Source organism: Halarchaeum salinum (assembly GCF_039520965.1).
Classification (GTDB): domain Archaea; phylum Halobacteriota; class Halobacteria; order Halobacteriales; family Halobacteriaceae; genus Halarchaeum; species Halarchaeum salinum.
On sequence record NZ_BAAABL010000042.1, the window covers coordinates 161,104 to 184,713 of the forward strand.

Sequence of the window (23,610 nt, forward strand, 5' to 3'; positions counted from 1 at the left end):
ATGGCTACGGAGGAAAGCGACGACCACGCACACTTCCTGCCCGCCGTCCGCGACTGGCCGCGCGGCTACGGCGAGGCGAGTTGGTGGCCGTTCGTCACGGCCCTCGGGTTACTGGTCGTCTACACCGGCGCATCGTTGTACGTGATCGGGCACGGCTCCGACCTCGTCTCGACGACGGTCGGCCTCGGCGTATTCGGCGCGGGCTGGATCGTCAGTATCGCCGGGATGCTCGGCTGGATCTATCAGGCGTTCATCGTCGACTTCTGGGACCGCGGGTCGCACAACGGCGGCGCGTCGCTCCGGCTCGGGATGCTCCTGTTCCTCGGGACGGACATCGCCACCTTCGGTGCCGGCTTCGCGTACTACTTCTTCATCCGTGTTGGCGGCTGGCACACGGAGTACCTCCCCGAGAGCGGGCTCCTCACGAGCGTCCTTGTCGTCAACACGATCCTGCTCGTGCTCTCCAGTTTCACTATCCACTGGGCCGAGGGCCAACTCCAGAAAGGGAACCACCAGGGCTTCATCCAAGGGCTTCTCGTCACCTTCCTCCTCGGCGTCGTCTTCATCGGCGGACAGATCTACGAGTACTACGAGCTCATCGTCCACGAGGGGTTCACCCTCGTCTCCGGGATCTTCGCGAGCGCCTTCTTCGGGCTCACCGGGATCCACGGACTGCACGTGTCCTTCGGTGTGCTCCTGCTCGGGATTCTCCTCGTGCGTGGGCTGCGCGGGCACTACGACGCCGACCGGCACGTCTCCGTCACGACTGTCTCGTGGTACTGGCACTTCGTCGACGCCATCTGGCTGTTCCTCGTCGCTGTCGTCTACATCGGCTCCGTCTTCGGGACGGAGTTCAGCCCGTTCTGAACGGCGACAATCCCGGAGCGATACGCTTCTTACGTCCGCGCTCCAACGCATCGGTATGGAAGAACAATCGGGCCTGAGCGAACAGTATCGTCGCGCGAGCCCGTGGCCGGTGTTCGTCGCGCTCGGACTCGTCCTCACCGAGTTCGGCGTGTTCCTCGGCAAATACCTTCTCCCGGTCGGAATCGGTGGTGTGCTGTTGCTCGAGACGAGTGTTGTCGGGATCCTCCGTGAGTCCGGCTACGTCGACTCGCTGTGGCCGGCATCGCTCGGGATGGGAGCTCTCGTCAGCGGCGTCGGCGTCGCGCTCCTCGTCTTTACGACGCGTCTCAACCGCGGGATCGCGCTCGCCGGCGCGGGCGGGATCGCGATACTCGCTGCGATCGCCTTCTTCTGTTACGAGCGGGGCTACCTCTGAGCGAAACCCTCAACATATATTTGCTCGGGGACCGCACAATCACGCAATGACGTCCAAATCCAGCGTGTTCGAGAAGGAGGTCCTCCTCGACATCGCGGTGAACATCATCCCGCTCGCCATAATCGTCGTTTTCGCGGCTGTTTTCTTCGTCGCCAATCCGTGGGCGAACGACACGACCTTCAGCCGAGTCCTCCAGTACGCGCTCCTCGTCCTCCCGTTCGTCGGACTCGCGATCCTGACGTACGTCGCTGCACGGCGGATCGAGGTCGAAGAGGACGTCGAGGTCGGCCCGTAATCGGCTGACGAGTCGGCTTCGGACGACCGGCGAACCCGTACCTTTCTTTACCGTGGGATCCCCACTTCCGAATATGGCAGTCTCCCCCGAACTCGTCTTCTCGGTGCTGATGGGGCTGCTGCTCCTGATCGTGGCGGGGTGGCTGACCCGCCTCGAAGACTGGCAGGCGTACACACCTGTCGGCGGGGGCGGCTACGGCGAAAGCACCGGGCACGGGCACGAAGAAAAACCGGCTGGACTGACTCGGTGGCTCACCACCGTCGACCACAAGGACCTCGGCATCCTCTACTCGCTCTTCGGCATCGTCGCGTTCGCCTGGGGCGGGATCACGGCGATGCTCATGCGTGTCGAACTCACGACACCGGGGATGGACTTCCTCGCGTCGTTCGGTGGGATCGGGCTCTACAACGCCCTACTCACCACACACGGGATCACGATGCTGTTCCTGTTCGCAGCCCCGCTCATCTTCGGGTTCGCGAACTACATGATCCCGCTACTCGTCGACGCCGACGACATGGCGTTCCCGCGGATCAACGCCATCGCGTTCTGGATCCTCCCGTTCGCCACGATCTTGATGTGGGCGGGCTTCTTCCTGCCGCTCATCGGTATCGACATTCAGGCTGCGAAGACGAGCTGGACGCTTTACACGCCCCTCTCGACTCAGATGCAGGGGACCGGCGTCGACGTGTTCCTCCTCGGGTTCCACCTCTCGGGATTCTCGACGACGATGGGCGCGATCAACTTCATCGCGACCATCGTCGCCGAGCGCGATAGCGTGAGCGTCCCGTGGAGCAAGCTCGACATCTTCAGCTGGACGATCCTGACTCAGGGGGGACTCATCCTGTTCGCCTTCCCGATCCTGACCGCAGCGATCACCATGCTGTTGCTCGATCGAAACTTCGGGACGACGTTCTTCGCCGGCGCAGGTGGCGGCGCGATGCTCTGGCAGCACCTCTTCTGGTTCTTCGGACACCCTGAGGTGTACATCCTCGTCCTGCCACCAATGGGGCTCGTTAGCCTCATCCTCCCGAGGTTCGCGGGCCGCAAGCTCTTCGGGTTCAAGTTCGTCGTCTACTCCACGCTCGCCATCGGGATCCTCTCCTTTGGCGTGTGGGCACACCACATGTTCACGACGGGTATGAACCCGCGGTTGACCGCTTCGTTCATGGCGATCTCGTTGGCCATCGGGATACCATCCGCCGTGAAGGTGTTCAACTGGATTACGACGCTGTGGAACGGGAAACTCCGGATGACCGCACCGATGCTGTTCTCGGTCGGCTTCGTCCAGAACTTCATCATCGGTGGCGTGACCGGCGTCTTCCTCGCCGCCGTGCCCTTCGACCTCGTGATGCAGGACACCTACTACGTCGTCGGGCACTTCCACTTCATCGTCTTCGGCGCGATCGGGTTCGCGCTCTTCGCGGCGATGTACTACTGGTTCCCGATCATGACCGGCCGGATGTACGACCGGAAGCTCGCCCTCTGGCACTTCTGGCTCTCTATCATCGGTGGGAACGTCACGTTCATCGCCATGCTGATCCTCGGCTACGGTGGGATGCCGCGCCGGTACGCCACGTACCTCCCGCAGTTCATGACGTGGCACGCCGTCGCGACGGTCGGCGCGTTCATCATGACATTCGGCGTGATCGCCTTCATCTGGAACATCTGGCAGTCCTCGAAGTACGGCAAGCGTATCGACTCCGCCGACCCGTGGAACCTCAAGCAGTCCGATCAGTTCAGCAACGAGTGGCAGTGGTATGAGGGGAAGCGACAAACGATGCTCGCCGACGGCGGCGAAGAAGAGTCAGACGACGTCGAGTCGAACACGGCCGACTGAGGCAGTAGTTCTTTTCGTGACGGTTCCGCTTTCGTCGTATTGCGTGGGTCGTTACGTGATGACCACGAGGAACGTCGCGACCAGCATCGTGGCGGCGACGCCGTAGAGCGTGATCAGCAGTTTCTCCTTCTCTTCCATAGGGGAACGAACGGTCGGCGACGGCAAAGGCTAATCGCCTTCGGCACCGAGAGACAGATGTGAGCACTATCGCGTCTACCGCGGGCCGTCGCGTCGTTTTCGTCATCTACGCCGTCGCGGTAGCCGTCTCCGCGCTCTTCGGCTACGTGCTCGGCTACGTCGTCCGACCGAACGTCCTCGACGGGACCGTCGGATCGCTGGGGCCGATCACGTTCGCGCTAACGCCGCTGAACCTCGCGATCTACGGGGCTGTGATGGTCGGGCTGACGCTCGGTGTATTGTTGGTGCTCGTCTCGTACGCCTCCCAGTACGACGATGCGACGCCGACGGACGTAGACGTAGACGCAGAGGAGTGACGAGCGGAAGGAGACGAGTCGCGGGACGCAGTGTTACAGAAGTACAAGGCGAAATCCCATCCTTCAGGGGTGGGAGGAGGTCAAAGCGCGCTCGCGAGTACCTCGAGATCCTCAACGATCAGGTCCGCGTCCCCGCCGACGCGCTCTGCGGGGTCGTTGTCGCGGTTCACCCACGCAGTCGCCATCCCGGCGGCGCTCGCGCCCGCGACGTCCCAGCCGTTCGAGGAGACGAGACGACACGCAGAGAGCGGTCGGTCGAGCTGGTCCGCGACGTGGGCGTACACGGCAGGGTCGGGCTTGAGCGCGCCGACATCGTCCGCGCTGACGAGGGCGTCCACGCGTGCGTCGATCCCGGTGTTCGTGGCGAGAGCGTCAAGCATCGCGGGCGTCCCGTTCGAGAAGACGACGGCGTCACGGTCCGCGCTGAGCGTGTCGAGCGCGTCGAGGACTTCCGGGTAGGGTTCGAGGTCGTCGTACGCGGTCATCAGCGCGTCCGCCGCGTCGGTATCGAGCCCGTAGTAGTCGAGCGCGTAGTCAAGCGCCTCACGCGTCACGGTGTCGAACGGTTCGTAGCGGTCCATCGCGCCGCGGTGGAAGGCGTACTCCATCTGTTTGGAGCGCCAGCAGGCGTCGATGTCGGCCGCGAGTCCGCCCGGGACGTCAAGTTCGCATTCGATCGCGTCCGTGACGCTGGAGACGTTACAGAGCGTGCCGTACATGTCGAAGCAGAGCGCTTCGTCGGCCATACGCGAACGATGAGGGCGGCCGCCCCTAAACCGTCCGGCCGCTCGGCGGGCCGCGGCCGTCGCGTCAGTCGTCGGACTTCCCGCGGATGTCCTCGACGATTTCCGGGTTCTGGAGCGTGGACGTATCGCCGAGCTCCTCGTCGTTCGCGATGTCTTCGAGGAGGCGGCGCATGATCTTCCCGGAGCGGGTCTTCGGGAGTTCGGGCGTGAAGACGACCGCTTCGGGGCGCGCGATGGGGCCGATGGCGTCCTCGACGCCCTCGACGATGGCCGCGCGCATCTCGTCGTCGCCCTCGTACCCCTCTTCGAGGATGACGTAGGCGTAGACGGCCTCGCCCTTCAAGTCGTGCTCGCCGCCGACGACGGCGGCCTCGGCGACGCCCTCGACGCCGACGATGGCGGACTCGATCTCCATCGTCCCGAGACGGTGCCCCGAGACGTTGATCACGTCGTCGACGCGGCCGAGTACGGTGATGTAGCCGTCCTCGTCGACCTTCGCACCGTCCTCGGGGAAGTAGACCCAGTCCTCGGGATCGTCGCTGTCCGTGTCGGAGTACTCCGCCCAGTACTCCTCGATGAAGCGCTCGTCGTTGTTGTAGAGCGTCCGAAGCATGCCCGGCCACGGCTTCTGGACGGTGAGGTAGCCCGCGCGTCCCTGCTCGACCGCCTCGCCGGACGTATCGACGATCTGGACGTCGAGGCCGGGGAGAGCGGGGCCGGCGCTCCCGGGTTTCATGTCGTTGACGCCGGGGAGCGTGGTCACCATGTGACCGCCGGTCTCGGTCTGCCACCAGGTGTCGACGATCGGTGCCTCCTCGTTCCCGATGTGCGTGTAGTACCACTTCCACGCGCGCGGGTTGATCGGTTCGCCGACGGTCCCGAGGAGCCGGAGGCTGGAGAGGTCGTGGCGCTCGGGGTACTCTTCGCCCCACTTCATGAACGAGCGGATCGCCGTCGGCGCGGTGTAGAGCTGATCGGCCTCGTACGCCTCGATGATCTCCCAGAGGCGCTCGCGGGTCGGGTAGTCGGGCGTTCCCTCGTACATCATCGAGGTGGTACCGAGGGCGAGCGGGCCGTAGACGATGTAGGAGTGCCCGGTGATCCACCCGATGTCGGCCGCACAGAAGTAGGTATCCTCCGGCTTAATGTCGAGGACGCTCTGCGAGGTCCACGCCGTCCATGCGAGGTAGCCGGCGGTGGTGTGCTTCACTCCCTTCGGCTGGCCGGTCGTGCCGGAGGTGTACATGAGGAAGAGCATGTCCTCGGCGTCGCGCTCGACCGGTTCGACCGTCGCGCCCTCGTGGTCGGCGAGCAGGTCGTCGTAGTCGTGCTGGTCGTCCGCGAGGTCGTGACCGAAGTCGTCGCCGTTCGAGCCGAGTCGATCGACGACGACGGTGTCGACGCCGTGCTCGACGTCCGCGAGACCCGTGTTGGTCTTCTCGAGGTGATCGAGGGGGTCGCCGCGGCGGTAGTAGCCGTCGCAGGTGACGAGGTATTCGGAGTCGGCGGCGTTCATCCGCGTGGCGAGCGCTTCGGCGGAGAAGCCGGCGAAGACGACGGAGTGGGGCGCGCCGATGCGCGCGCAGGCGAGCATGACGATGGGGAGCTGCGGGATCATCGGCATGTACAGCGTCACGATGTCGTCCTCACCGACGCCGAGGTCGCGAAGTACGGCGGCGGCCTCGTTGACCTCGCGGTGGAGTTCCTCGTAGGTTATCGTTCGGTTGTCCTCCTCGACCGGTTCGCCGACCCACTCAAGGGCAGCCTCGTCGGCACGCTCGGGGAGGTGGCGGTCGATACAGTTGTACGAGGCGTTCAGTTTGCCGCCGGTGAACCACTCGTAGAACGGCGGGTTCGAGTCGTCGAGCACCGTCTCGTAGTCCTCGTCCCACGAGAGCAGATCGGCAGCGCCCTCCCAACAGTCGGGCCAGTTCTCCTCGAACTCCTCGTAGATCCCCGCGTCCGTGACGTTGGCCTGTTCGACGAACGATTCGGGCGGCTCGAACTCGTCCTGTTCCGCGAGCCGAACCTCGAGCTCTACGTCGTCGTTGGATCCCTCGTCGGTCATGGTTCGTATATACAATACACGGAGGTGAGTATAAAAATCATCGATGGATAATGAGGGTTAGATGTGACCGGACAGAAATACGTGACGCCGGCAGGCCGCCCTACTGGAAGCGTTCGGTCGTCTCCACGAGTGGGTGGCGCGCGTAATCGACGACGTTCACGTCCTCGACAGACGCCAACCCCTCCTCGCGGGCCGTCCGGGCCATACCGAGGTCGACGCGCGTCCCGAGGTCGATGACGTACGCGTCCATCGTCTCGACGCCGGTCGTGTGCGCCGCCATCGCGCGGTGATGGCCGTCCGCGAGCAGGAGGTCGCCGCCGTTGTCGATGACCACGAGCGGCTCCGTGAGCCCGTGCTCGATCTCATAGCGCCGCCCTTCGAGTTCGTCCGCGTACACCTTCCCCTGCGTCGGCACGAGGTCCGCGATTGCCACCTCTCGACGCTCCTCGCTCGCGTCCACGTCGTGGATCGTCTCCAACGTCCGCAGTAGTTTCCCGACCTTCTCCGGCGTCGCACGCTCGATCTGCGAGCGGATGACGTCCGCGTTCGAGATAATGCCGACGAGCGTCCCCGCGTCGTCCACGACCGGGAGCTTCTGGATGCCCGAGCGGAGGATGACGCGCGCCGCGTCGTTGACGTCCATCTCCGGGTGTGCGACGAGTAAGTCATCCGACATCACGCGAAACATCGGCGTGACGTCGTCGGCGAGCAACAGGTCACGCGCCGTGACGAACCCCTCGACCTTCCGTCCCTGCGTCACCGGGAACCCGTTGTGGCCATCGCTCTCGACGATGCGTCGGGAAACCTCGGCGACGGTGTCCTCCGGTGCGACGGTTGCGACGTCCTGCGTCATGTAGTCTCGGACCCGCGGTTTCCCGCCGGCGTCGACGTCGAACGGTTCGTCCATCGTGTCGCATCGACGCGGTCGATCGACAAAAACGCGTTGCCACACCGCGACCACGATGGATGTATTCCCGCACGACAGCCCCGATTGTGGCGTTTCTCACGTCGACCGGCTGTGAGGCTACTCCGCGGTCGCGTCGCCGACCGGTGTGAGCGCCCCCGAGTCCACCTCGTCGCGTACCGCGGCGAAGAACCGCGGCGTGATCGCGCCCTCGAGGACCGCAGCCAACGTGTCGTCCTCGTCCTGGACGGCATCGAAGACGCCGAGCGGGAGTTGTGCACCCGCCATGTCCGTGTGGCCACCCGCGCTCCCGATGTCGTCGAACGCGACGCGGAGCACCTCGCCGAGATCGACGTCGTTCCCGCGACCGCGCGCGGAGGCGTAGATCGTCCCGTCCATGAACCCGTAGACGAAGGTGACGGTCACCCCCTGGATCGCGAGCAGCTGATCGGCGGCCTGCGCGATCGCGTCCCGGTCGGTTATCGCCCCGACACAGGAGGCCAACACGTCGCCCTCGACCTCCCGGTTCCGAATCCCGCGCGCGACCACCTCGAGGGTGTCCGCGCTGATCGAGGGGCTCTCGATCCGCTCCAAGATGTCGATGTCCGCGTTCGGAAGGAGGTCGGCTGCCGCCGTGAAGTCCTGCTGGGTGATCTCGCGTTTGAAGTCCTTCGTGTCGATCCGGATGCCGTAGAGGAGCGCGGTCGAGAGCATCTCTGTGCGCTCGACGCCGAAGCAGTCGAGATACTGCGTCATGATCGTGCTCGTCGCGCCGACGTCCTCACGGATGTCCGCGAACGGCACCGACACCTCGCCCTTCGCGGGATGGTGGTCGATGACAACGTCGACGTCGACGTCGGAGGCGAGCTGGTCGTTGACGCCGGGTGCGGAGTGATCGACGAGCGCGACGGCGTCGAAGGCGTACTCCTCCTCGGGGTCGAGACGCGTGAGTTCGAGTTCGAGGAGATTGACGAACGCGCGGTTCTCCTGGTGGCTAATGTCCCCGAAATAGCAGGGTTCGGCCTCGATGCCGAGCGCTTCGGCGATCCGACAGAGCGCGATCGCCGAGGCGATCGCGTCCGGGTCGGGGTTGTCGTGAGCGAGCACCGTCAGGGTCCCGTCCACGGCCTCGAGGGTCTCGCGGAGGCGGCGCGCCCGGGTGTCAGTCCCGCGTTCGACGCCCGCCTCGACGTGATCGACGACTGCCGCGCCGGCCGAACAGATCCGATCGGCGGCCGCGTGCAGCCGTCTCCGGTGGTCGGCGGTCGCACCCGTTCCGGTGTACGCGACGATGTAGGCGTCCGGAAGCGCCGTCGATGCGGCTTCGGCCGCAAGCGCGTTCCGCGTGGCGTCGTCGCTCGCGACGAACACGACGTCCGGGTCGCCACCGAGCGCGAGGATCGCCGCGGGGTCGGTGACGTCCGCCGTCTCGGCGGCGACCGTCTCGTTGCGCAGCGACTCGATGCGGCTCTCGTCGGGGTCGAGGACGAGCAGTTCGCCGGAGCGCTCGTGGATCGCCTCCAGAACGGTGTGTGCGACCGTCCCGCTACCGAGCACCAGACGAGATACCATCTACGTTAGTTCTGGGCCGACGGGCAGTAAAGCCTGCCGTCTCCGCCGGTTACGCGCTCACGAGCGCGCTCGCCGCCGCGTCAGCCCACGAGAAGACGACGTCGGGGGCGACGAGGAGCGCGACGGTGACGACGGCGGCGGCGACGACGGCGGCGTAGATGCCGGCCGGCCGTTCGCGGGCGACGCCCGTCTCGCCGGGGTCGTCCACCCAAACGGCCTTGACGAGCCGGCTGTAGTAGAACAGCGAGAGCGCACTGTTGACGACGCCGACGGCGGCGAGCCACCAGAGGCCCGACTGGACGGCACCGAGGAAGAGGGCGTACTTCGTCCAGAAGCCACCCCCGACCGGGAGGCCGGCGAGGCTGAACAGGAGGACGGCGAGAACCGCGGACGCGACCGGGGCCGACCGGCCGAGGCCGGCGTAGTCGTCGAACGTCTGCCCGACACCCCAGCGCTCGACGAGCGCGACGACGAGGAATGCGCCGGTGTTCGTGAAGCCGTAGACGAACAGGTGGGCGAAGCTCGCCCCGACGACCGCGACGTCGCTCGACGCCGGGCCGGAGAGCGCGGCGAGCCCAATGAGTACGTAGCCGGCGTGCCCGATGCTCGAGTAGGCGAGCATCCGCTTGACGTTCGTCTGCGTCGCCGCAGCGACGTTGCCGAGCGTCATTGTGGCGACGGCGAGGACGACGAAGACGAGCGTCCACGGAATCCCGAGCCCCTCGAACGCCGCGAGCGGGAAGGCGAGCAGGAAGACGCGGAACGCGAGCACGAACCCGGCGGCCTTCGAGGCCGACGAGAGGAACGCGCTGATCGGCGCGGGCGCGCCCTCGTAGGCCTCGGGGGCCCAGAAGTGGAAGGGGACGCTCGCGGTCTTGAACGCGAAGCCGCCGATCAGCATGACGACGCCGGCACCAAGCACGGTGGCGTGTTCGGTGCGTTGGACGGCCGTCGCGAGCGCGTCGAAGCCGAAGACCCCCGTCGCGGCGTAGACGAGGCTGATGCCGTAGACGAGGATCGCGGAGGAGAGCGCGCCGACGAGGAAGTACTTCAGGCCGGCTTCGGCACTCCCCGCGTCGCGCTTGAGGTACGCGACGAGCGCGTACGCCGGGAGGCTGACGAGTTCGATCGCCAGGAACCCGGTGACGAGGGAGTTCGCGGCCGCCATAACGCTCATCCCGGCGGTCGCGAGCAGGATGAGCGCGTAGTAGGCCGCGCGATGCGGTTCGTCGCGCACGTAGTCGTAGCTCGCGACGGCGACGAGCGCGGCGACGCAGCCGAAGACCACGGTGAAGAACGAGGTCGAGGCGTCGACGGCGAACGCGCCGTCGAAGAGCGTCGTGCGCCCCGCGCCGCTCGCGAGGAACCACGCGGCGACGCCGGCGCTCGTCACGCCCGCGAGCGTCGTGATCCCGGCGAGCAGGCCGTTCTTCCGCGTCGTCGGCGCGATCGCGTCGACGGCGAGGACGAGCAGTGCGGCGAGACCGAGGACGTACTGGGGGGTGAGTGGGGGAAGCGCCATTTAGAGACCACCTCCGATGAGCGCGACGAGCGCCCCGACGGCGTCCTGAATCGTCCCCATCAGCGACCCGGGGGCGACCCCGAGATAGATCGAGAGGAGGACGAGGACGACCGCGGGCGCGAGTTCGCGCCGCGAGCGGGCCGTCACCGTCGTCGGTGCCTCCAGCGGCCCCATGAGGACGCGCTGGAGGAGCCGCAGTAAGTAGCCGGCGATGACGACGATCCCGAACATCGCGACAGCGGTGACGAGCTGTGCGTGCGGGTACGACGCGGCGAACGAGCCGGTGAAGACGAAGAACTCGCCCGCGAAACCGGACATGAGCGGGAGGCCCATGTAGCCGAACGCGCCGGCGACGAGCACCGCCGCCGCCACGGGGAGCCGATCGGCGAGCCCGCTCAGCTTGTTGATCATCCGCGTGCCCGTCGCGTCCTCGACGTAGCCGACGGCGAGGAAGAGCGCGCCGACGAGCAGGCCGTGGCTCACCATCTGGAAGGTCGCGCCGGCGAGCCCGTAGTTCGTCGCGGCGACGCTTCCGAGGAGCACGAAGCCCATCGACGGGATCGACGTGTAGGCGACGAGACGTTTAGCGTCACGCTGTGCGAGCGCCGCGAGCGACCCGTAGAGGACGGTGAGGACCGCGAGCACGGCGAGCGGGAGCGCCCACTGACGAATCAGGTCGGGGAACATCGTGACGTTGAAGCGCAACAGCGAGTACGTCCCCATCTTCGTGACGACGCCCGCGAGCAGCACTGTGACGGGCGTCGGGGCCTCCGTGTACGCATCCGGGAGCCACGTGTGGAACGGGACGAACGCGCTCTTGACGGCGAAGCCGAAGAAGAGCGCGAGGAAGGCGACGCCGGTGAGCGCACTCGCCGAGAGCCCGAACGCCCCCGTGACCGCACCCGACCGGACCGCCTCGGCGACGGCCGCGAGCCCGAAGCTCTCGACCGGCGTCGCGACGACGAGCATCGCGAAGCCGACGAACAGCACGAGGCTCGCGACGTTCGTGTAGACGAAGAACTTGATCGCGGCGTAGCGCCGGCGCGGACCGCCGTACACTGCGACGAGCAGGTACATCGGCACGAGGACGAACTCCCAGAAGACGAACCAGACGAAGAAGTCCAGCGCCGAGAAGACGCCGAACAGGCTCGCCTCCGTGAACAGGAGGAGCGCGTAGAACAGCGAGCGGCGCTCCTCGATCGTGTCCCACGCCGCGACGACGGCGACCGTCGTTAGAACGGCTGTGAGAAGGACGAGCGGGAGACTGATCCCGTCGAGGCCGACGTGCCAGTTGATCGCGTAGCCGCCGATTTCAACCCAGGGGGCGGTCGTCTCGAAGGCCGGCGTCCCACCGAGTAGGGCATTGTTCGTCCCGTCGAACGTCGTGTACGCGTACAGGCTCCCGACGAGCGGGGCTAGGCTGAGGACGGCCGCGAGGCGACCGGCGTACTTCGACGGGGCGAGTAGCACGGCGAACGCGGCGACGAACGTGACGGCGAGTAGGGCTTCTACGAGCATGTCAGAACCACCCCCCGAGAAGGAGGACGAGGACGAGTAAGACGACGAGGCCGAAGACGAGCTGCGTCGTGTACGTCGTCACGACGCCGGTCTGCGTACGCCGGAGCCGCTCCGACGCGACAAGGCTCGTCGAGGAGACGCCGTTCACGACGCCGTCCACGACGCTCCCGTCGAAGACATCAACGGCACGCGCGAGCGGTTCGGTGACCCCCGTTGCGAGCCACGTCTGAAACTCGTCCTGGTAGTAGTTGTTGTACAGCAGCGCCTTCACCGGCCCAAGCGCGTCCGTCTTCTCGGCCGGGTCGGGGACGTTGTACCACCGCCACGCGAGCGCGACGCCGGCGAGGGCGAAGACGAGCGAGACGACGGCGGAGACGACCGGGCTGACCGCCATCGTGTGGAACCCCGCGACGTCGACGACGAGCTCGTGGTAGTGCTCGGCCGTCGCGCCCGCGAGACCCGGGAGCGGGCCGTTCAGCCAGCGTTCGAGGAACAGCAGCCGTTCGCCGACGAGACCCTTGAGCGGGTCGACGTTGACGAAGCCGACGACCGCGGCGAGCACGCCGAGGATCGCGACCGGAACGCGCATGTTCGTGGAGGCGGGTTCGGCGTCACGCGCAGTCTCGCTCCGCGGTTCGCCGTGGAAGGTGAGGAACACCATCCGGAAGGTGTAGAACCCCGTGAAGGCGACCGCGAGGAGCCCCATCAGATAGGCGAGCAGTACGAGGGGCTGTCCACCGAGGCCGACGGTGAGCGCGTGGTGGAGCACGGCGTCCTTCGACCAGAAGCCCGCGAACGGCACGATGCCGGCGAGCGCGAGCGATCCGGAGAGGAACGCCCAGTAGACCGTGGGCAGCCGACTTCTGAGCCCGCCCATCTGCCACATATCCTCGTCGTGGTGCATCGCGATGATGACCGCGCCCGCGCCGAGGAAGAGCAGCGCCTTGAACGTCGCGTGCGTCAGCAGGTGGAAGACGCCGGCGACGTAGCCACCGGAGCCGAGCCCGAGCATGATGTACCCGTACTGGCTGATGGTGGAGTAGGCGAGCACCTGCTTGATCTCGCGCTTGACGAGCGCCATCGTCGCGGCGAACAGCGCGGTGAACCCGCCCACCAGGGCGATGATCGTGAGGACTGTCGGCGTCAGCGCGTAGAACCCGTACATCCGGGCGACGAGGTAGACGCCGGCTGCGACCATCGTCGCGGCGTGAATGAGCGCGGAGACGGGTGTCGGACCCTCCATGGCGTCCGGGAGCCACGTCTGGAGGGGGAACTGTGCGGATTTCCCAATCACGCCGCCGAGGATCAGGAGGCCGAGGAGCGTGAACCACGTCTCGGGCGCGAACCCGAACGTGCGGACAGTCGTCTCGCCTTCGAGTGCGGCGTGTGCGAGCGCCGGGAACGACTCCGCGCCGGCGAACGCCGCCGTGCCGAACGTCCCGAGGACGCCGACGAGGCCGACAAGCAGGAAGTAGTCACCGAAGCGGGTGACGAGGAACGCCTTCTTCGCGGCGGACGCCGGTCCCTCCTCGCGGAACCAGTGGCCGATGAGCCACCACGAGCAGAAGCCGACGAGCTCGAAGAAGACGAACGCCTGCAGGAGGTTCGACGCGAGCGTGAACGCGAGCATACTCGCCGTGAACAGCCCGAGACCGGCGTAATACCGCGGGAGCCCGCCCTCGCCTTCCTCGTTCATGTAGCCGAGGCTGAAGACGTGAACGAGCAGCGAGACGCCCGAGACGATCACGGCCATCAGCGCGGAGAGCGGATCGACGAGCATCCCGAAGGTGAGCGCGAACGAGTCGTTCGCGGCCGGCACCCACGTCCAGACCTGCGAGACCGTCGCCCCGCCGGCGCTCACCGTGAGGAAGGCCCACACGGAGAGCGCGAGCGAAATCGCGGTCGCGGCGATCCCGGGGAGCGCGCCGCCCTTCGGGAGCGACCGGGGCGCGTAGTGACCGACGAGTAACGCGACGAGGAACGCCGCGAATGGCACCAGGGGTATCGCGGAGACGGCTGCGGTTACGTCCGCCATCTTACCACCTCATACTCGTCGGGTTCGTGATGTCGATGTCTTTGAAGTTCCGGTACGCGACGAGGACGATCCCGATGCCGACGGCGACTTCGGCGGCGGCGAGCGCCATCGTGAACAGGCTGAACACCTGGCCGGAAATCGTCCCGTACTGTGCGCTCGACGCGACGAAGACGATGTTTGCGGCGTTCAACATGAGTTCGACGCTCATGAGGTAAACGAGCGCGTTCCGACGTGCGAGCACGCCGAAGACGCCGATGCAGAACATCGCCGCCGAGAACAGCAGGTAGTACTGGAGAGGGACCATCTACGCATCACCCCCGTCGGTACGCGCGAGCGTGATCGCCGCAACGACGGCTGCGACGAGCACAATATCGACGATCTCGAAGGCCGCGAGGAACCCGTTCGTGAGCAGCGGCGTCTCCCCGGCGAGGCCGATGAGCGCGTAGCCGATCCCGCTCGTCATCGAGGCGTCAGCGGGGAACCATGCGGCGCTCTCGAAGTCGGCGACGAGGAATGCGCCGGCGAGGACGACGAACAGCACGACTGCGCCCGCACCGCGGGCGAGGTTCGCGTCCGTCGCGAGCTCGGGACGCGTGGTCATGCGGCCACCTCCTCCGTCTCGTCGCTCTCCTCGTCGTCGGTGAGCATGACGGCGAACGCCAGCAGGACGAGGACGTCACCGACGTAGACGAGCACCTGCATCGCGGCGACAAACGCCGCGTCGAGCATCACATAGTGGACCGCGACGCTCAACAGCGCGCCGCCGAGCGAGAGCGCGGCGTGCCACGCGTGTTTCGAGAGGACGACGCCAGCGCTGAAGCCGAGGGTAACGAGCGCGAAGACGGCGAACGCCGCGAGTTCGAGACTACTCACTGGTAGTCGACCTCCCCGTCGCCCTCGCCCACCCACGCGCTGCGATCGGGTTCGCGCGACGCGAGCGGGTCGATGTCCTTGTACCACGGGACGTTCCCGAGCTGTTCTTTGTTGTAGACGAGGTCGTGTTTCGTGTCGCCGGTGAACTCGAAGTTCTCCGTGAGGAGAATGGCGTCCACGGGACAGACCTCCTCGCAGAGCCGGCAGTAGATGCACTGCGCGACGTGGAGGTTGTACTGTTCGCCCTGCCGTTTGTCGTCGGTAACGATCTGGATGGTGTCGTTCGGACACACCTTCTCGCACTGGCGACACCAGATACAGCGCTCCTGGCTGAACTTGTGGATGCCGCGGAACCGCGGGGAGACCTCCGGGGCCTCCTCGGGATACTCGACGGTGAACGTTTTGCCGTCCAGTGCGTGCTTCATCGTCGTCGCCATCGACTTGAGGAGTCCAATCATGCTATCACTCCCACGATGATGGCCGTGAGCACCAGGTTCGCAAAGGAGAGGACGAGCAGTCCTTTCCAGCCGATCTCGAGCATCTGGTCGATCCGGACGCGCGGGACGGCCGCGCGACACCACTGCGTGAAGAGGAACACCGCCCAGATCTTCACGCCGAACCAGACGATGCCGAGCCACGCCGGGCCGGGCCCAGCGGGGCCACCGAGGAACAGCGTCGTGAGCACCGCGGCGCTGAGGAAGATGTGGAGGAATTCGCCGAGGAAGAAGAGCACGAAGTAGATGCTGGAGTATTCGGTGATGTACCCCCCGACGATCTCGGTCGGCGCTTCGCCGATGTCGAACGGGTTGCGCCCGACTTCGGCGAGGCTCGCGACGAGGAAGAGCGCGAGCGCGAAGGGATTGAGGAAGCCGTACCACGCCGGAACGGTGAGGGGGCCGAGCGAGACGAGCGTCGCCTGCTGAGCGGCGACGATTTCGCTCAGACGCAGCGACCCGGCGAGCAGCACGACGGACGCGGCGGTGATGACGAGCGGAATCTCGTAGGCGATGCTCTCGGCGACCGACCGCATCGATCCGAGCAGCGAGTACTTGTTCCCGGAGGCGTAGCCCCCGACGACCATCCCGACGCTCGCGATGCTGGACACCGCGAAGACGTAGACGAGACCGATCTCCGGGTCGGCGAGCTGGAGGCCGCTCCCCATCGGGATAACGGCAAATCCGAGCAGCGCCGACAGCGGGAGGACCGCCGGCGCGATGTCGAAGGCGGGCCGGTCAGCCCCGTCCGGGATGATGAGCTCCTTCGACATCAGGCGGACGGCGTCGGCGGCGATGGTGAAGATCCCCCCAGGGCCGTTGCGGTTGATGGCGATGCGGTCGGTAAACATCGCGGTGATCTTCCGTTTCGCCCACGGGCCGGCGAGCGCCGACGTCGTCAGCATGACGGTGACGACGACGCCCGAGACGACGGCGGCGAGGACGAGCTGGAGCCAGAGCGGTGTCGTCGCGTAGCCGAGCCACTCGGCGATCGCAACCGGGGCCGTCGCCATCAGCGATCCACCTCGCCGAGGATGATGTCGAGGCTCCCGAGCGTGGCGACGAGGTCCGGGATGTACTCGCCGCGCGACATCTCGGGGAGCGCCTGGAGGTTCGAGAAGCAGGGGCTCCGGATCTTGAAGCGCGCGGGCTTGTCCGTTCCGTCCGAGCGGATGTAGATGCCGAGTTCGCCCTTCGCGCCCTCGACGGCGCGGTAGACTTCCGCGTCGGGCTCGGGGTTCAGCGTGCGCGGGACGTTCGATTGGATCTCCCGGTCGTCCTCCGGCCACTCCTCCAGGAGGTCGACGCACTGCTGGATGATGCGCGCGGACTGTTCGACCTCGCGCATTCGGACGAGCAGGCGGGAGTAGTTGTCCCCGCCGTCGTCGGTGATGACGTCCCAGTCGAGGTTCTCGTAGTAGCCGTACGGGTCGTCGCGCCGGAGGTCGTAGTCGATCCCGGAGGCGCGTGCGACCGGGCCCGTGACGCCGTAGTCCTTCGCGGTCTCGGCGTCGAGAACGCCCGTTCCGACCGTCCGAAGCTGTAAGAGCTCGTTCTCCGTGATGAGATCGTGATACTCATCGACGCGGTTCGGGAGGTCATCGAGGAACTCCCGGACCGTCGCGAAGAACTCCTCACGGGGCTCGGGGACGTCCCAGACCACACCCCCCAAGCGGAGATAGTTGAACATCATCCGCTGGCCCGTAAGGTCCTCAAGGATGTTCTGGACGACTTCGCGGTCCCGCATCGCATACATGAAGATGGCGGTGAAGTCGCCGTAGATGTCGAGGCAGAACGTCCCGAGCGCGAGCAGGTGAGCGGCGATCCGGCAGAGTTCGGCGCTCATCGTGCGGACGACCTGCGCGTATTCGGGGACCTCGATGTCGTTTAAGTCCTCTGCGACGCGCGCGTACGCCCACTCGTTGAGGATGCCGGCGGAGCCGTAGTCCCAGCGGTCGGGGTACGGCATGATCTGGTGACGGTACGTCCCGGATTGGGCCATCTGCTCCTCGCAGCGGTGGAGATAGCCGATGTCGGGTTCGACGTCGAGAACGGTCTCGCCGTCGATGACCGTCTCCAGGTGGAGGACGCCGTGTGTCGCCGGATGGTGGGGCCCGATGTTGAGCAGCATCGTATCGGACTCCCGGTGGTCGTCGGCGAGCGGGTTGACGTTCTCCTCGAAGGAGACGATCTGCGGTTTGTCCTGGTTGTAGTCGCGCCCGAGCGGGTGGCCCTGCCACGTCTCCGGCAGGAGGATCCGCCGGAGGTCGGGGTGTTCGTCGTAGTCGATCCCGACGAGGTCGTAGGCCTCGCGCTCGTGCCAGTCGGCCGTCCGGAAGACCGGCTCGGCGCTCTGACTCACCGGGTCGTCCCGGAGCGTCGGCACGACGATCGAGACCTCCTGCGTGGGGTCGTCGTACTTCTTCAGGTGGTAGATCGACTCGAAGCGGTCGTGGTACTCCTGTGCGGAGACGTTCGAGAGGTGATCGAAGCCCGCCTCGGTCTTGAGCGTCGAGAGGGCGTCCTGCACGCGGTCGGCGCGGATGACGAACGCCTCCGCGTTCAGGTGGCTCTCGCGGCGCACGACGGCGTCGCCGAGCAGCGCCTCGATCGCGTCGTAGTCGACGGCTCCGGCCGGAGCCTCCGGTTCCGGCTCCACCTCCTCGTCGGCCGGCTCTTCGGTCTGGCTCATGGCGAATCGGCCCAGTTGTACCGCATGACGAGCGTCTCCTCGTCGATGTCGTCGGCGAGCTTCTCGACGAGTTCGTCCGTCTCGAGGTCGCCGAACTGTTCAAGCTCGTACGGCTTGACCGTCACCGGAGAGGTCTCGCCGTTCTTCACGCGCTCTTGGAGCTTGGCGATCCCGTAGACGAGCGCTTCGGGGCGGGGCGGACAGCCCGGGATGTGGATGTCGACCGGGATGACCTCCTCTGCGCCCTTCACGACGTTGTACCCCTGCTGGAAGGGGCCGCCGGAGGTCGAACAGCTGCCCATGTTCACGACGAACTTCGGTTCGGGCATCTGGTCGTAGACGCGCTTCATCCGCGGGGCGAACTTGGAGACGATCGTCCCGGGGACGATCATCACGTCGGCCTGTCGCGGCGAGGCGCGCGGGACCCCGGAGCCGAAGCGGTCGAGGTCGTGTTTGACGGCGTACGTGTGCATCATCTCGATGCTACAGCACGCGATCCCGAACTGGAGCATGAACATGGAGGAGCCGCGTACCCAGTCCATGAACGCGTCGAACTTCGTGAGGACGAACGGCGTCGAGCCGAACGCCTCCCGGAGCGTCGAGTTGAACCGCGAGTCGACCTCGGACATGCGGTCCTCGCGGGTCTTCGTCTGCGGTGCGGTCGTGTCGATTATGTCGTCGCGGGGGTGGTCGCTACTCATGTGTTGAACTCCGTGTGTGCGCTCGACACCCAGCGGATGACGCCGGTGCGCCAAGCCCAACCGAGCCCGACTACGAGAACTGCGATGAAGACCAACATCGGGGCGAGCGCCGGCCCGAGACCGGCCGCGCCGACGGCGTCCTGATAGATGACGGTCCACGGGAAGATCAGGACGGTCTCGATGTCGAAGACGACGAAGAGGAGCGCGACCATGTAGTACTGGATGTTGAAGTTGAGCCGCGTTCCGCCCGTCGGGACCTCACCGCTCTCGTAGACGGTTTCCTTCCCTTTCTCCGGCACGCTCGGCCGCAGCAGCCTCGACGCGTTCACCATGACGGCGGGTATCGAGGCAGCCACGACGGCGAACACGCCGACAGCGATCCATTCGTTCATCGTTCCGTATCACGCCGGACTTCACCCCGCATGCGTATAAGCGTTGATTCTTTACTATGGCCTCGAAACCCGAGAAAACGGGGCTTTCAGCCGCTCTCCTCGAATCCGGGGGTGCCGAGCTCGTGCAGGCGACGCGAGACGTCGGCGACCCCGTCGCGGCGCTCGTCGTGGAGTTCAACGAGTCGCTCGCGCAGCTCGTCGTGTTCGCGTGCCAGCACTTGGGCGGCGGAGAGTGCAGCGTTGTACGACTTCCCGGCGTCGACGGCGGTCAGCGGCGCGCCCGTCGGCATCCCGATCACGGAGTCGACGGATTTCTCCTGGACGGGGACGCCGATGACGGGCACCGGGTACGCGATGGAGGCGGTCATGTTCGGGAGGTCGGCCGACTTCCCGCCCGCGCCCGCGATGATGACGTCGAGGCCCCGCGCCTCGGCGGTCTCCGCGTACGCGTACATGAGGTCCGGCGTCCGGTGGGCGGAGACGACGTACGACTCGAAGGTGAAGCGTTCCGCGGGCGGGTCGTCGTAGTCCGTCACCTCCGCGAACTTGAGGTCGGTGAGCGCCTCGGACGCGCCGCGCATCGTCGGGAGGTCCGAGTCGCTCCCCATCACGATGCCGACGTCCGGCGTCCGCTCGCGCTCGCGTTCGGCCTCCATTCGGAAGTCGGCGCACAGTTCGTCCACCGCGTCACGCGCGTCGTCGTCGTCGGGATCAGTAGCACTCATGGGTAATCACTCGAAGTCGAGGGCGTTACGCGCTTCGTTCGCGCGCTCGCTCGCCTCACCGACGTCGTCCCCGAGCGCGGTGACGTGCCCCATCTTCCGCAGCGGGCGCACGTCGTGTTTTCCGTACCAGTGAAGCGCCGCGGTTGGCACCGCAAGCGCTTCTGGGACGCCCGAGAGCGCCGCGGGCTTCGTCTCCGCGACGTCGCCGAGCACGTTCACCATCGCCGTCGGGTCACGGAGCGAGGGGTCGCCGAGCGGGAGGCCGAGCACCGCGCGTACGTGCTGTTCGAACTGCGAGGTGACCGCGCCCTCGATCGTGTAGTGCCCGGAGTTGTGCGGGCGCGGGGCGATCTCGTTGACGAGCACGTCGCCCTCGACCTCGAAGAGTTCGACGCCGTAGACGCCGCGCCCGTGAAGGACGTCGAGCACGTCCGAGACGACCGTCCGCGCCTCTGCGACCACGTCGTCGCTTGCGGCCGGCGGGACGCGCGTCTCCCGGAGGATCTCCTCCTCGTGGACGTTCTCGACGATCGGGAACTGCGTGTCCTCGCTCGCGCCCTTCGCGCCGATCGCGGAGAGTTCGCGCTCGAAGTCGAGGAGTTCCTCGGCGACCAGCCCCTCCAGATCGTCGAAGTAGTCCTCAGCGTCCGCGACCGTCTCGGTGACGTGGTTCCCGCGGCCGTCGTAGCCGCCGTGGCGCGCCTTCAGCATGAGCGGATCCCCGAGGTCGTCGAAGGCAGCCCGGAGGTCCGCGGCGTCGTCGATCCGGCGGTACGCGGGAACGGGGACGCCCGCCTCGTCGAGGGCCTCCTTCTCCGCGAGTTTGTCCTCCGTCGTCCGCAGCGTCCACGGGTCGGGGTGGACGGGAACGTCGACGTCCGCGAGCAGGTCGGCGTCGGCGAGCTCGATCTCGAAGGTGAGCGCGTCCGCCCGCTCGGCGAGGTCGGCGAACGCCGCGGGGTCGTCGAAGGAGCCTTCGATGTGGTCGGCCGCGGGCGTCGCCGCGGGACAGTCCGGTGTGGGATCAAGGACGACCACGTCGACGCCGAGCGGCGAGGCGGCCTCGGCGAGCATCCGGCCGAGTTGGCCGCCGCCGACGACGCCGAGCGTGGTTCCGGGAGGCGTCTGCATATTCGGAGGTGTGGACGGGAGTGTATAAGGGTTGTCGGAGTCGGTATCAGGTGTTCACGAACGTGCACTCACTCCGGGTGCGGCGGGCTTGGCGGGCGCGGTGGGGGACGCGAGCGAGGCCGCCGTCGCGTCGGCCGTGTCGTTCCGCACGAAGAAGACGGTCGGCGTGTCCGTCGCCGTGAGGCGATACGTCGTCGAGTGATACCCCTCCAGCTTCGGCGCGACCACATCATAGTTCTGCGCGCGCGTGACGACGACGGGTGCAGTCGTGTCGTTCAGTGCATCGGGCTGGCCGACGCTCGCCGTCTCGGCACCCATCGCCTCGAAGTACCACGGAAGCGGGAGTCGCCACGTCCAGTGGCCGGGTTCGGCGAACGACTCGTCCGGTGCCACAGAGGGCTCGGACGCCGCGTAGAAGTGTCCGCCGTAGTAGAGGACGTCCGGCCCCGAGGCGTTCGCGTTCGCCGCGACGGCGTCGTCGACCTCCGCGAGGGTGTCGCCCATCTGGGCGTTCGGCTGGCCGTACTGGACGAGCGGCCCCGGTTGCTGGGGGTGGACGAACGCCGCCGAGACGCCGGTCGAGACGGTCCACCCGAGGAGCACCGCGACCAACACGACCGAGACGACGGCCTCGGCGTCGACGCCGCGCACCCACCTCGAAACGTCCGCACGCGGCCACGAGAGCCCGCGGACGAGCAGGCCGCCGCCGACTGCCGCCGGGATGGCGAGGGGGACGACGACGTGCACCATCGCCCACGGCGCGGTGATGTCGGAGATGGCGGGGTAGATCACGAGCGACGCGCCGCCCCAGTAGCCCGCGAAGGCGACGAGCGGCCGCGGGCCGCCGTCGGTGTAGCGATCGACGAGGAAGCCGAGGACGGCGAGCCCGCAGAGGACGAGCGCACTGCCGGCCAGCGTGCCGAGGTCGTGGACGAAGAACGAGACGTAGCTGTGCGGGTGGCCGCCGACCCATGTGTCCGCGAACTTCTTGACGGAGCCGAGCGTCGCCCGCGAGACGACGCCCGGGAGCAGCGCCGGGTTCGAGAGTGCGTGTCCGAGTTCCGGGCGAGGGGCGTAGAAGAAGACGACGACGACGAAGAAGACGACGATTCCGCCGACGAGGTCGCGGGCCCACGCCCGCAGGCCGCGCGCGATGGCGATGCCGTGCTCGGAGAGGACGGCGACGGCGCTCCGATCGTGGACACGCGCGCGGACGAGGAACCAGTCGAGCAGGAGGCCGAGCGCGCCGATCCAGCAGGCGACGTAGACGAGGGCGTTCTCCTTCGTCGTGAAGGCGAGGCCGAGCGAGAGCGCGCCCGCGTAGAGGTAGCGACGCCGGCCGGTATCAGACGCGCGGATGAAGAACGCGAGCGCGGCGAACGCGAATGAGGCGACGAGGACGTCGTTACGCATGAACCGCGAGTAGTAGAGGAGGAGGGGGTTCGCGGCGAGCGCGACGGCGAGGGCGACCGTCTCGGTCCCGGAGAGCCGATCGCGGAGGAGCCACGCCGTCAACGGGAGGAGGCCGCCGATCAGCGCGACGACGGCGCGCATCGTGACGTCGCTCGCCCCGAAGACCTCGAAGACGACGCGGTTCACCTGGAAGAGGAAGGGGCCGTGGACAATCGGGTGGTAGGTGTAGGCCCCGGTCTCGGCGTAACGAAGCACCCAGTAGCCGACGCGCCCCTCGTCCCAGTGGGCGATACGCGAGCCCAAGGCGACGAACCGGGCGATGAGCGCGACGGCCGTCGTAGCGAGGACGGCGACGGCGACGCGGCGATCCGTGTCGGACATCTGTGCGAAGCCTCGTGACGGGCCGGGGTAACTGTTTCTGAAGCCGACCGGGACAGCGGTGTGTGGAGGTGTCACGTCCCGGAGAACGGTAGCGTTTTGCCGGCCCGGGTGGATCGTTGGCATATGGTGTCCCTGGGACTGGTCGTCGCCGAGTTCAACCGCAGCGTCACCGAGGGGATGGAGGAAGCCGCACGCGACGCCGCCGCCGACGCGGGCGCGACGGTCGCCGAGATCGTCCACGTCCCGGGCGCGTACGACGCGCCGCTCGTCGTCGACCGCCTCGCGCGCCGCTCCGACGTGGACGCCGTCGCGGTGCTCGGCGCTATCGTGACCGGTGACACCGACCACGACGAGGTGATCGGACACGCCATCGCCTCGAAGCTCAGCGACGTGAGCCTCGAACGCGACATCCCCGTGACCCTCGGCGTCTCCGGCCCGGGGATGTCCGGCGCGGAAGCCAGAGAGCGGATCGAGAAGGGCGCGGAGGCCGTCGAGAGCGCCCTCGCACTCGCGGACACACTGGAGGACCTCTAAT

Annotated in this window: 24 protein-coding genes; 6 read left to right on the forward strand and 18 right to left on the reverse strand. The window is 66.9% G+C overall.

Features of this window, described 5'->3' with window-relative positions; all coding sequences use genetic code 11:
* The 5 genes from ABDZ36_RS06635 to ABDZ36_RS06655 all read left to right on the forward strand — a co-directional run bounded on the left by ABDZ36_RS06635 (position 1) and on the right by ABDZ36_RS06655 (position 3,908).
* Complete coding sequence (locus ABDZ36_RS06635; RefSeq protein WP_211311280.1) at positions 1 to 867, forward strand: cytochrome c oxidase subunit 3; 867 nt, start codon at positions 1 to 3, stop codon at positions 865 to 867.
* Positions 868 to 922: 55 nt separating this feature from the next.
* Entirely contained in the window at positions 923 to 1,282 is a 360-nt protein-coding gene (locus ABDZ36_RS06640) for a DUF7541 family protein (RefSeq protein ID WP_211311281.1), read from the forward strand.
* Positions 1,283 to 1,328: 46 nt separating this feature from the next.
* Positions 1,329 to 1,577 (forward strand): DUF6684 family protein, encoded by a 249-nt coding sequence (locus tag ABDZ36_RS06645; protein WP_211311282.1) that lies wholly within the window; start codon positions 1,329 to 1,331, stop codon positions 1,575 to 1,577.
* Between the two features lie 73 nt (positions 1,578 to 1,650).
* Positions 1,651 to 3,414: a cbb3-type cytochrome c oxidase subunit I gene (locus tag ABDZ36_RS06650; protein ID WP_343749249.1), complete on the forward strand. Its 1,764-nt coding sequence runs from the start codon at positions 1,651 to 1,653 to the stop codon at positions 3,412 to 3,414.
* Between the two features lie 197 nt (positions 3,415 to 3,611).
* Positions 3,612 to 3,908: a DUF7520 family protein gene (locus tag ABDZ36_RS06655; protein ID WP_211311283.1), complete on the forward strand. Its 297-nt coding sequence runs from the start codon at positions 3,612 to 3,614 to the stop codon at positions 3,906 to 3,908.
* Between the two features lie 80 nt (positions 3,909 to 3,988).
* On the opposite strand, the gene ABDZ36_RS06660 is transcribed toward ABDZ36_RS06655, so the two are convergent.
* The 18 genes from ABDZ36_RS06660 to ABDZ36_RS06745 all read right to left on the reverse strand — a co-directional run bounded on the left by ABDZ36_RS06660 (position 3,989) and on the right by ABDZ36_RS06745 (position 23,075).
* Positions 3,989 to 4,654, reverse strand: coding sequence for a haloacid dehalogenase type II (locus ABDZ36_RS06660; protein WP_211311284.1), 666 nt, complete (start codon positions 4,652 to 4,654; stop codon positions 3,989 to 3,991).
* A gap of 64 nt (positions 4,655 to 4,718) precedes the next feature.
* Positions 4,719 to 6,722, reverse strand: a complete 2,004-nt coding sequence (acs, locus tag ABDZ36_RS06665) for an acetate--CoA ligase (RefSeq protein WP_211311285.1) — start codon at positions 6,720 to 6,722, stop codon at positions 4,719 to 4,721.
* Between the two features lie 100 nt (positions 6,723 to 6,822).
* On the reverse strand, positions 6,823 to 7,629 hold the full coding sequence (locus ABDZ36_RS06670) for a CBS pair associated ParBc domain-containing protein (RefSeq protein ID WP_211311286.1): 807 nt from the start codon (positions 7,627 to 7,629) through the stop codon (positions 6,823 to 6,825).
* 117 nt (positions 7,630 to 7,746) lie between these two features.
* Positions 7,747 to 9,198: a DHH family phosphoesterase gene (locus ABDZ36_RS06675; RefSeq protein ID WP_211311287.1), complete on the reverse strand. Its 1,452-nt coding sequence runs from the start codon at positions 9,196 to 9,198 to the stop codon at positions 7,747 to 7,749.
* A 49-nt stretch (positions 9,199 to 9,247) separates the two neighbouring features.
* Positions 9,248 to 10,720, reverse strand: a complete 1,473-nt coding sequence (locus tag ABDZ36_RS06680) for an NADH-quinone oxidoreductase subunit N (RefSeq protein ID WP_211311288.1) — start codon at positions 10,718 to 10,720, stop codon at positions 9,248 to 9,250.
* Entirely contained in the window at positions 10,721 to 12,238 is a 1,518-nt protein-coding gene (locus ABDZ36_RS06685; RefSeq protein ID WP_211311289.1) for a complex I subunit 4 family protein, read from the reverse strand.
* Between the two features lies 1 nt (position 12,239).
* Positions 12,240 to 14,273, reverse strand: coding sequence for an NADH-quinone oxidoreductase subunit L (nuoL, locus tag ABDZ36_RS06690; protein WP_211311290.1), 2,034 nt, complete (start codon positions 14,271 to 14,273; stop codon positions 12,240 to 12,242).
* Between the two features lies 1 nt (position 14,274).
* Positions 14,275 to 14,577, reverse strand: coding sequence for an NADH-quinone oxidoreductase subunit NuoK (gene nuoK / locus ABDZ36_RS06695; RefSeq protein ID WP_211311291.1), 303 nt, complete (start codon positions 14,575 to 14,577; stop codon positions 14,275 to 14,277).
* Positions 14,578 to 14,874, reverse strand: coding sequence for a hypothetical protein (locus ABDZ36_RS06700; protein ID WP_211311292.1), 297 nt, complete (start codon positions 14,872 to 14,874; stop codon positions 14,578 to 14,580).
* Entirely contained in the window at positions 14,871 to 15,146 is a 276-nt protein-coding gene (locus ABDZ36_RS06705) for an NADH-quinone oxidoreductase subunit J (protein WP_211311293.1), read from the reverse strand. Before ABDZ36_RS06705 ends, ABDZ36_RS06700 begins: the two co-directional genes overlap by 4 nt.
* On the reverse strand, positions 15,143 to 15,604 hold the full coding sequence (locus ABDZ36_RS06710; protein ID WP_211311294.1) for a NuoI/complex I 23 kDa subunit family protein: 462 nt from the start codon (positions 15,602 to 15,604) through the stop codon (positions 15,143 to 15,145). The genes ABDZ36_RS06705 and ABDZ36_RS06710 overlap by 4 nt, the downstream gene beginning before the upstream one ends.
* Positions 15,601 to 16,653, reverse strand: a complete 1,053-nt coding sequence (locus tag ABDZ36_RS06715; protein ID WP_211311295.1) for a complex I subunit 1/NuoH family protein — start codon at positions 16,651 to 16,653, stop codon at positions 15,601 to 15,603. The genes ABDZ36_RS06710 and ABDZ36_RS06715 overlap by 4 nt, the downstream gene beginning before the upstream one ends.
* A complete protein-coding gene (locus ABDZ36_RS06720; protein ID WP_343749250.1) occupies positions 16,653 to 18,332 on the reverse strand; it encodes an NADH-quinone oxidoreductase subunit D in 1,680 nt (559 codons plus the stop codon). The genes ABDZ36_RS06715 and ABDZ36_RS06720 overlap by 1 nt, the downstream gene beginning before the upstream one ends.
* Positions 18,329 to 19,033, reverse strand: coding sequence for an NADH-quinone oxidoreductase subunit B (locus ABDZ36_RS06725; RefSeq protein WP_211311296.1), 705 nt, complete (start codon positions 19,031 to 19,033; stop codon positions 18,329 to 18,331). Before ABDZ36_RS06725 ends, ABDZ36_RS06720 begins: the two co-directional genes overlap by 4 nt.
* Positions 19,030 to 19,425 carry an NADH-quinone oxidoreductase subunit A gene (locus ABDZ36_RS06730; RefSeq protein WP_211311297.1) on the reverse strand — a complete coding sequence of 132 codons (396 nt, stop codon included), beginning with the start codon at positions 19,423 to 19,425 and terminating at the stop codon, positions 19,030 to 19,032. Before ABDZ36_RS06730 ends, ABDZ36_RS06725 begins: the two co-directional genes overlap by 4 nt.
* An 86-nt stretch (positions 19,426 to 19,511) precedes the next feature.
* Entirely contained in the window at positions 19,512 to 20,150 is a 639-nt protein-coding gene (gene purE / locus ABDZ36_RS06735) for a 5-(carboxyamino)imidazole ribonucleotide mutase (RefSeq protein ID WP_425545308.1), read from the reverse strand.
* A gap of 6 nt (positions 20,151 to 20,156) precedes the next feature.
* Positions 20,157 to 21,281 carry a 5-(carboxyamino)imidazole ribonucleotide synthase gene (locus ABDZ36_RS06740; RefSeq protein ID WP_211311298.1) on the reverse strand — a complete coding sequence of 375 codons (1,125 nt, stop codon included), beginning with the start codon at positions 21,279 to 21,281 and terminating at the stop codon, positions 20,157 to 20,159.
* Between the two features lie 54 nt (positions 21,282 to 21,335).
* Positions 21,336 to 23,075, reverse strand: coding sequence for a flippase activity-associated protein Agl23 (locus ABDZ36_RS06745; RefSeq protein ID WP_211311299.1), 1,740 nt, complete (start codon positions 23,073 to 23,075; stop codon positions 21,336 to 21,338).
* Between the two features lie 123 nt (positions 23,076 to 23,198).
* Between ABDZ36_RS06745 and ribH the strand changes: the two genes are divergently transcribed.
* Positions 23,199 to 23,609 (forward strand): 6,7-dimethyl-8-ribityllumazine synthase, encoded by a 411-nt coding sequence (gene ribH / locus ABDZ36_RS06750; protein WP_211311300.1) that lies wholly within the window; start codon positions 23,199 to 23,201, stop codon positions 23,607 to 23,609.
* The last annotated feature ends 1 nt before the right edge of the window (position 23,610 follow it).

Excerpts from the sequence above, each read along its gene's own strand:
- ABDZ36_RS06650 (WP_343749249.1), top strand. The coding sequence starts at position 1,651 with ATGGCAGTCTCCCCCGAACTCGTCTTCTCGGTGCTGATGGGGCTGCTG.
- ABDZ36_RS06720 (WP_343749250.1), bottom strand. The coding sequence starts at position 18,332 with ATGAGCCAGACCGAAGAGCCGGCCGACGAGGAGGTGGAGCCGGAACCG.
- nuoK (WP_211311291.1), bottom strand. The coding sequence starts at position 14,577 with ATGGTCCCTCTCCAGTACTACCTGCTGTTCTCGGCGGCGATGTTCTGC.
- ABDZ36_RS06745 (WP_211311299.1), bottom strand. The coding sequence starts at position 23,075 with ATGTCCGACACGGATCGCCGCGTCGCCGTCGCCGTCCTCGCTACGACG.
- ABDZ36_RS06710 (WP_211311294.1), bottom strand. The coding sequence starts at position 15,604 with ATGATTGGACTCCTCAAGTCGATGGCGACGACGATGAAGCACGCACTG.
- acs (WP_211311285.1), bottom strand. The coding sequence starts at position 6,722 with ATGACCGACGAGGGATCCAACGACGACGTAGAGCTCGAGGTTCGGCTC.
- ABDZ36_RS06700 (WP_211311292.1), bottom strand. The coding sequence starts at position 14,874 with ATGACCACGCGTCCCGAGCTCGCGACGGACGCGAACCTCGCCCGCGGT.
- purE (WP_425545308.1), bottom strand. The coding sequence starts at position 20,150 with ATGAGTGCTACTGATCCCGACGACGACGACGCGCGTGACGCGGTGGAC.
- ABDZ36_RS06675 (WP_211311287.1), bottom strand. The coding sequence starts at position 9,198 with ATGGTATCTCGTCTGGTGCTCGGTAGCGGGACGGTCGCACACACCGTT.
- ABDZ36_RS06645 (WP_211311282.1), top strand. The coding sequence starts at position 1,329 with ATGACGTCCAAATCCAGCGTGTTCGAGAAGGAGGTCCTCCTCGACATC.
- ABDZ36_RS06740 (WP_211311298.1), bottom strand. The coding sequence starts at position 21,281 with ATGCAGACGCCTCCCGGAACCACGCTCGGCGTCGTCGGCGGCGGCCAA.
- nuoL (WP_211311290.1), bottom strand. The coding sequence starts at position 14,273 with ATGGCGGACGTAACCGCAGCCGTCTCCGCGATACCCCTGGTGCCATTC.
- ABDZ36_RS06715 (WP_211311295.1), bottom strand. The coding sequence starts at position 16,653 with ATGGCGACGGCCCCGGTTGCGATCGCCGAGTGGCTCGGCTACGCGACG.
- ribH (WP_211311300.1), top strand. The coding sequence starts at position 23,199 with ATGGTGTCCCTGGGACTGGTCGTCGCCGAGTTCAACCGCAGCGTCACC.
- ABDZ36_RS06660 (WP_211311284.1), bottom strand. The coding sequence starts at position 4,654 with ATGGCCGACGAAGCGCTCTGCTTCGACATGTACGGCACGCTCTGTAAC.
- ABDZ36_RS06670 (WP_211311286.1), bottom strand. The coding sequence starts at position 7,629 with ATGGACGAACCGTTCGACGTCGACGCCGGCGGGAAACCGCGGGTCCGA.
- ABDZ36_RS06730 (WP_211311297.1), bottom strand. The coding sequence starts at position 19,425 with ATGAACGAATGGATCGCTGTCGGCGTGTTCGCCGTCGTGGCTGCCTCG.
- ABDZ36_RS06635 (WP_211311280.1), top strand. The coding sequence starts at position 1 with ATGGCTACGGAGGAAAGCGACGACCACGCACACTTCCTGCCCGCCGTC.
- ABDZ36_RS06685 (WP_211311289.1), bottom strand. The coding sequence starts at position 12,238 with ATGCTCGTAGAAGCCCTACTCGCCGTCACGTTCGTCGCCGCGTTCGCC.
- ABDZ36_RS06640 (WP_211311281.1), top strand. The coding sequence starts at position 923 with ATGGAAGAACAATCGGGCCTGAGCGAACAGTATCGTCGCGCGAGCCCG.
- ABDZ36_RS06725 (WP_211311296.1), bottom strand. The coding sequence starts at position 19,033 with ATGAGTAGCGACCACCCCCGCGACGACATAATCGACACGACCGCACCG.
- ABDZ36_RS06680 (WP_211311288.1), bottom strand. The coding sequence starts at position 10,720 with ATGGCGCTTCCCCCACTCACCCCCCAGTACGTCCTCGGTCTCGCCGCA.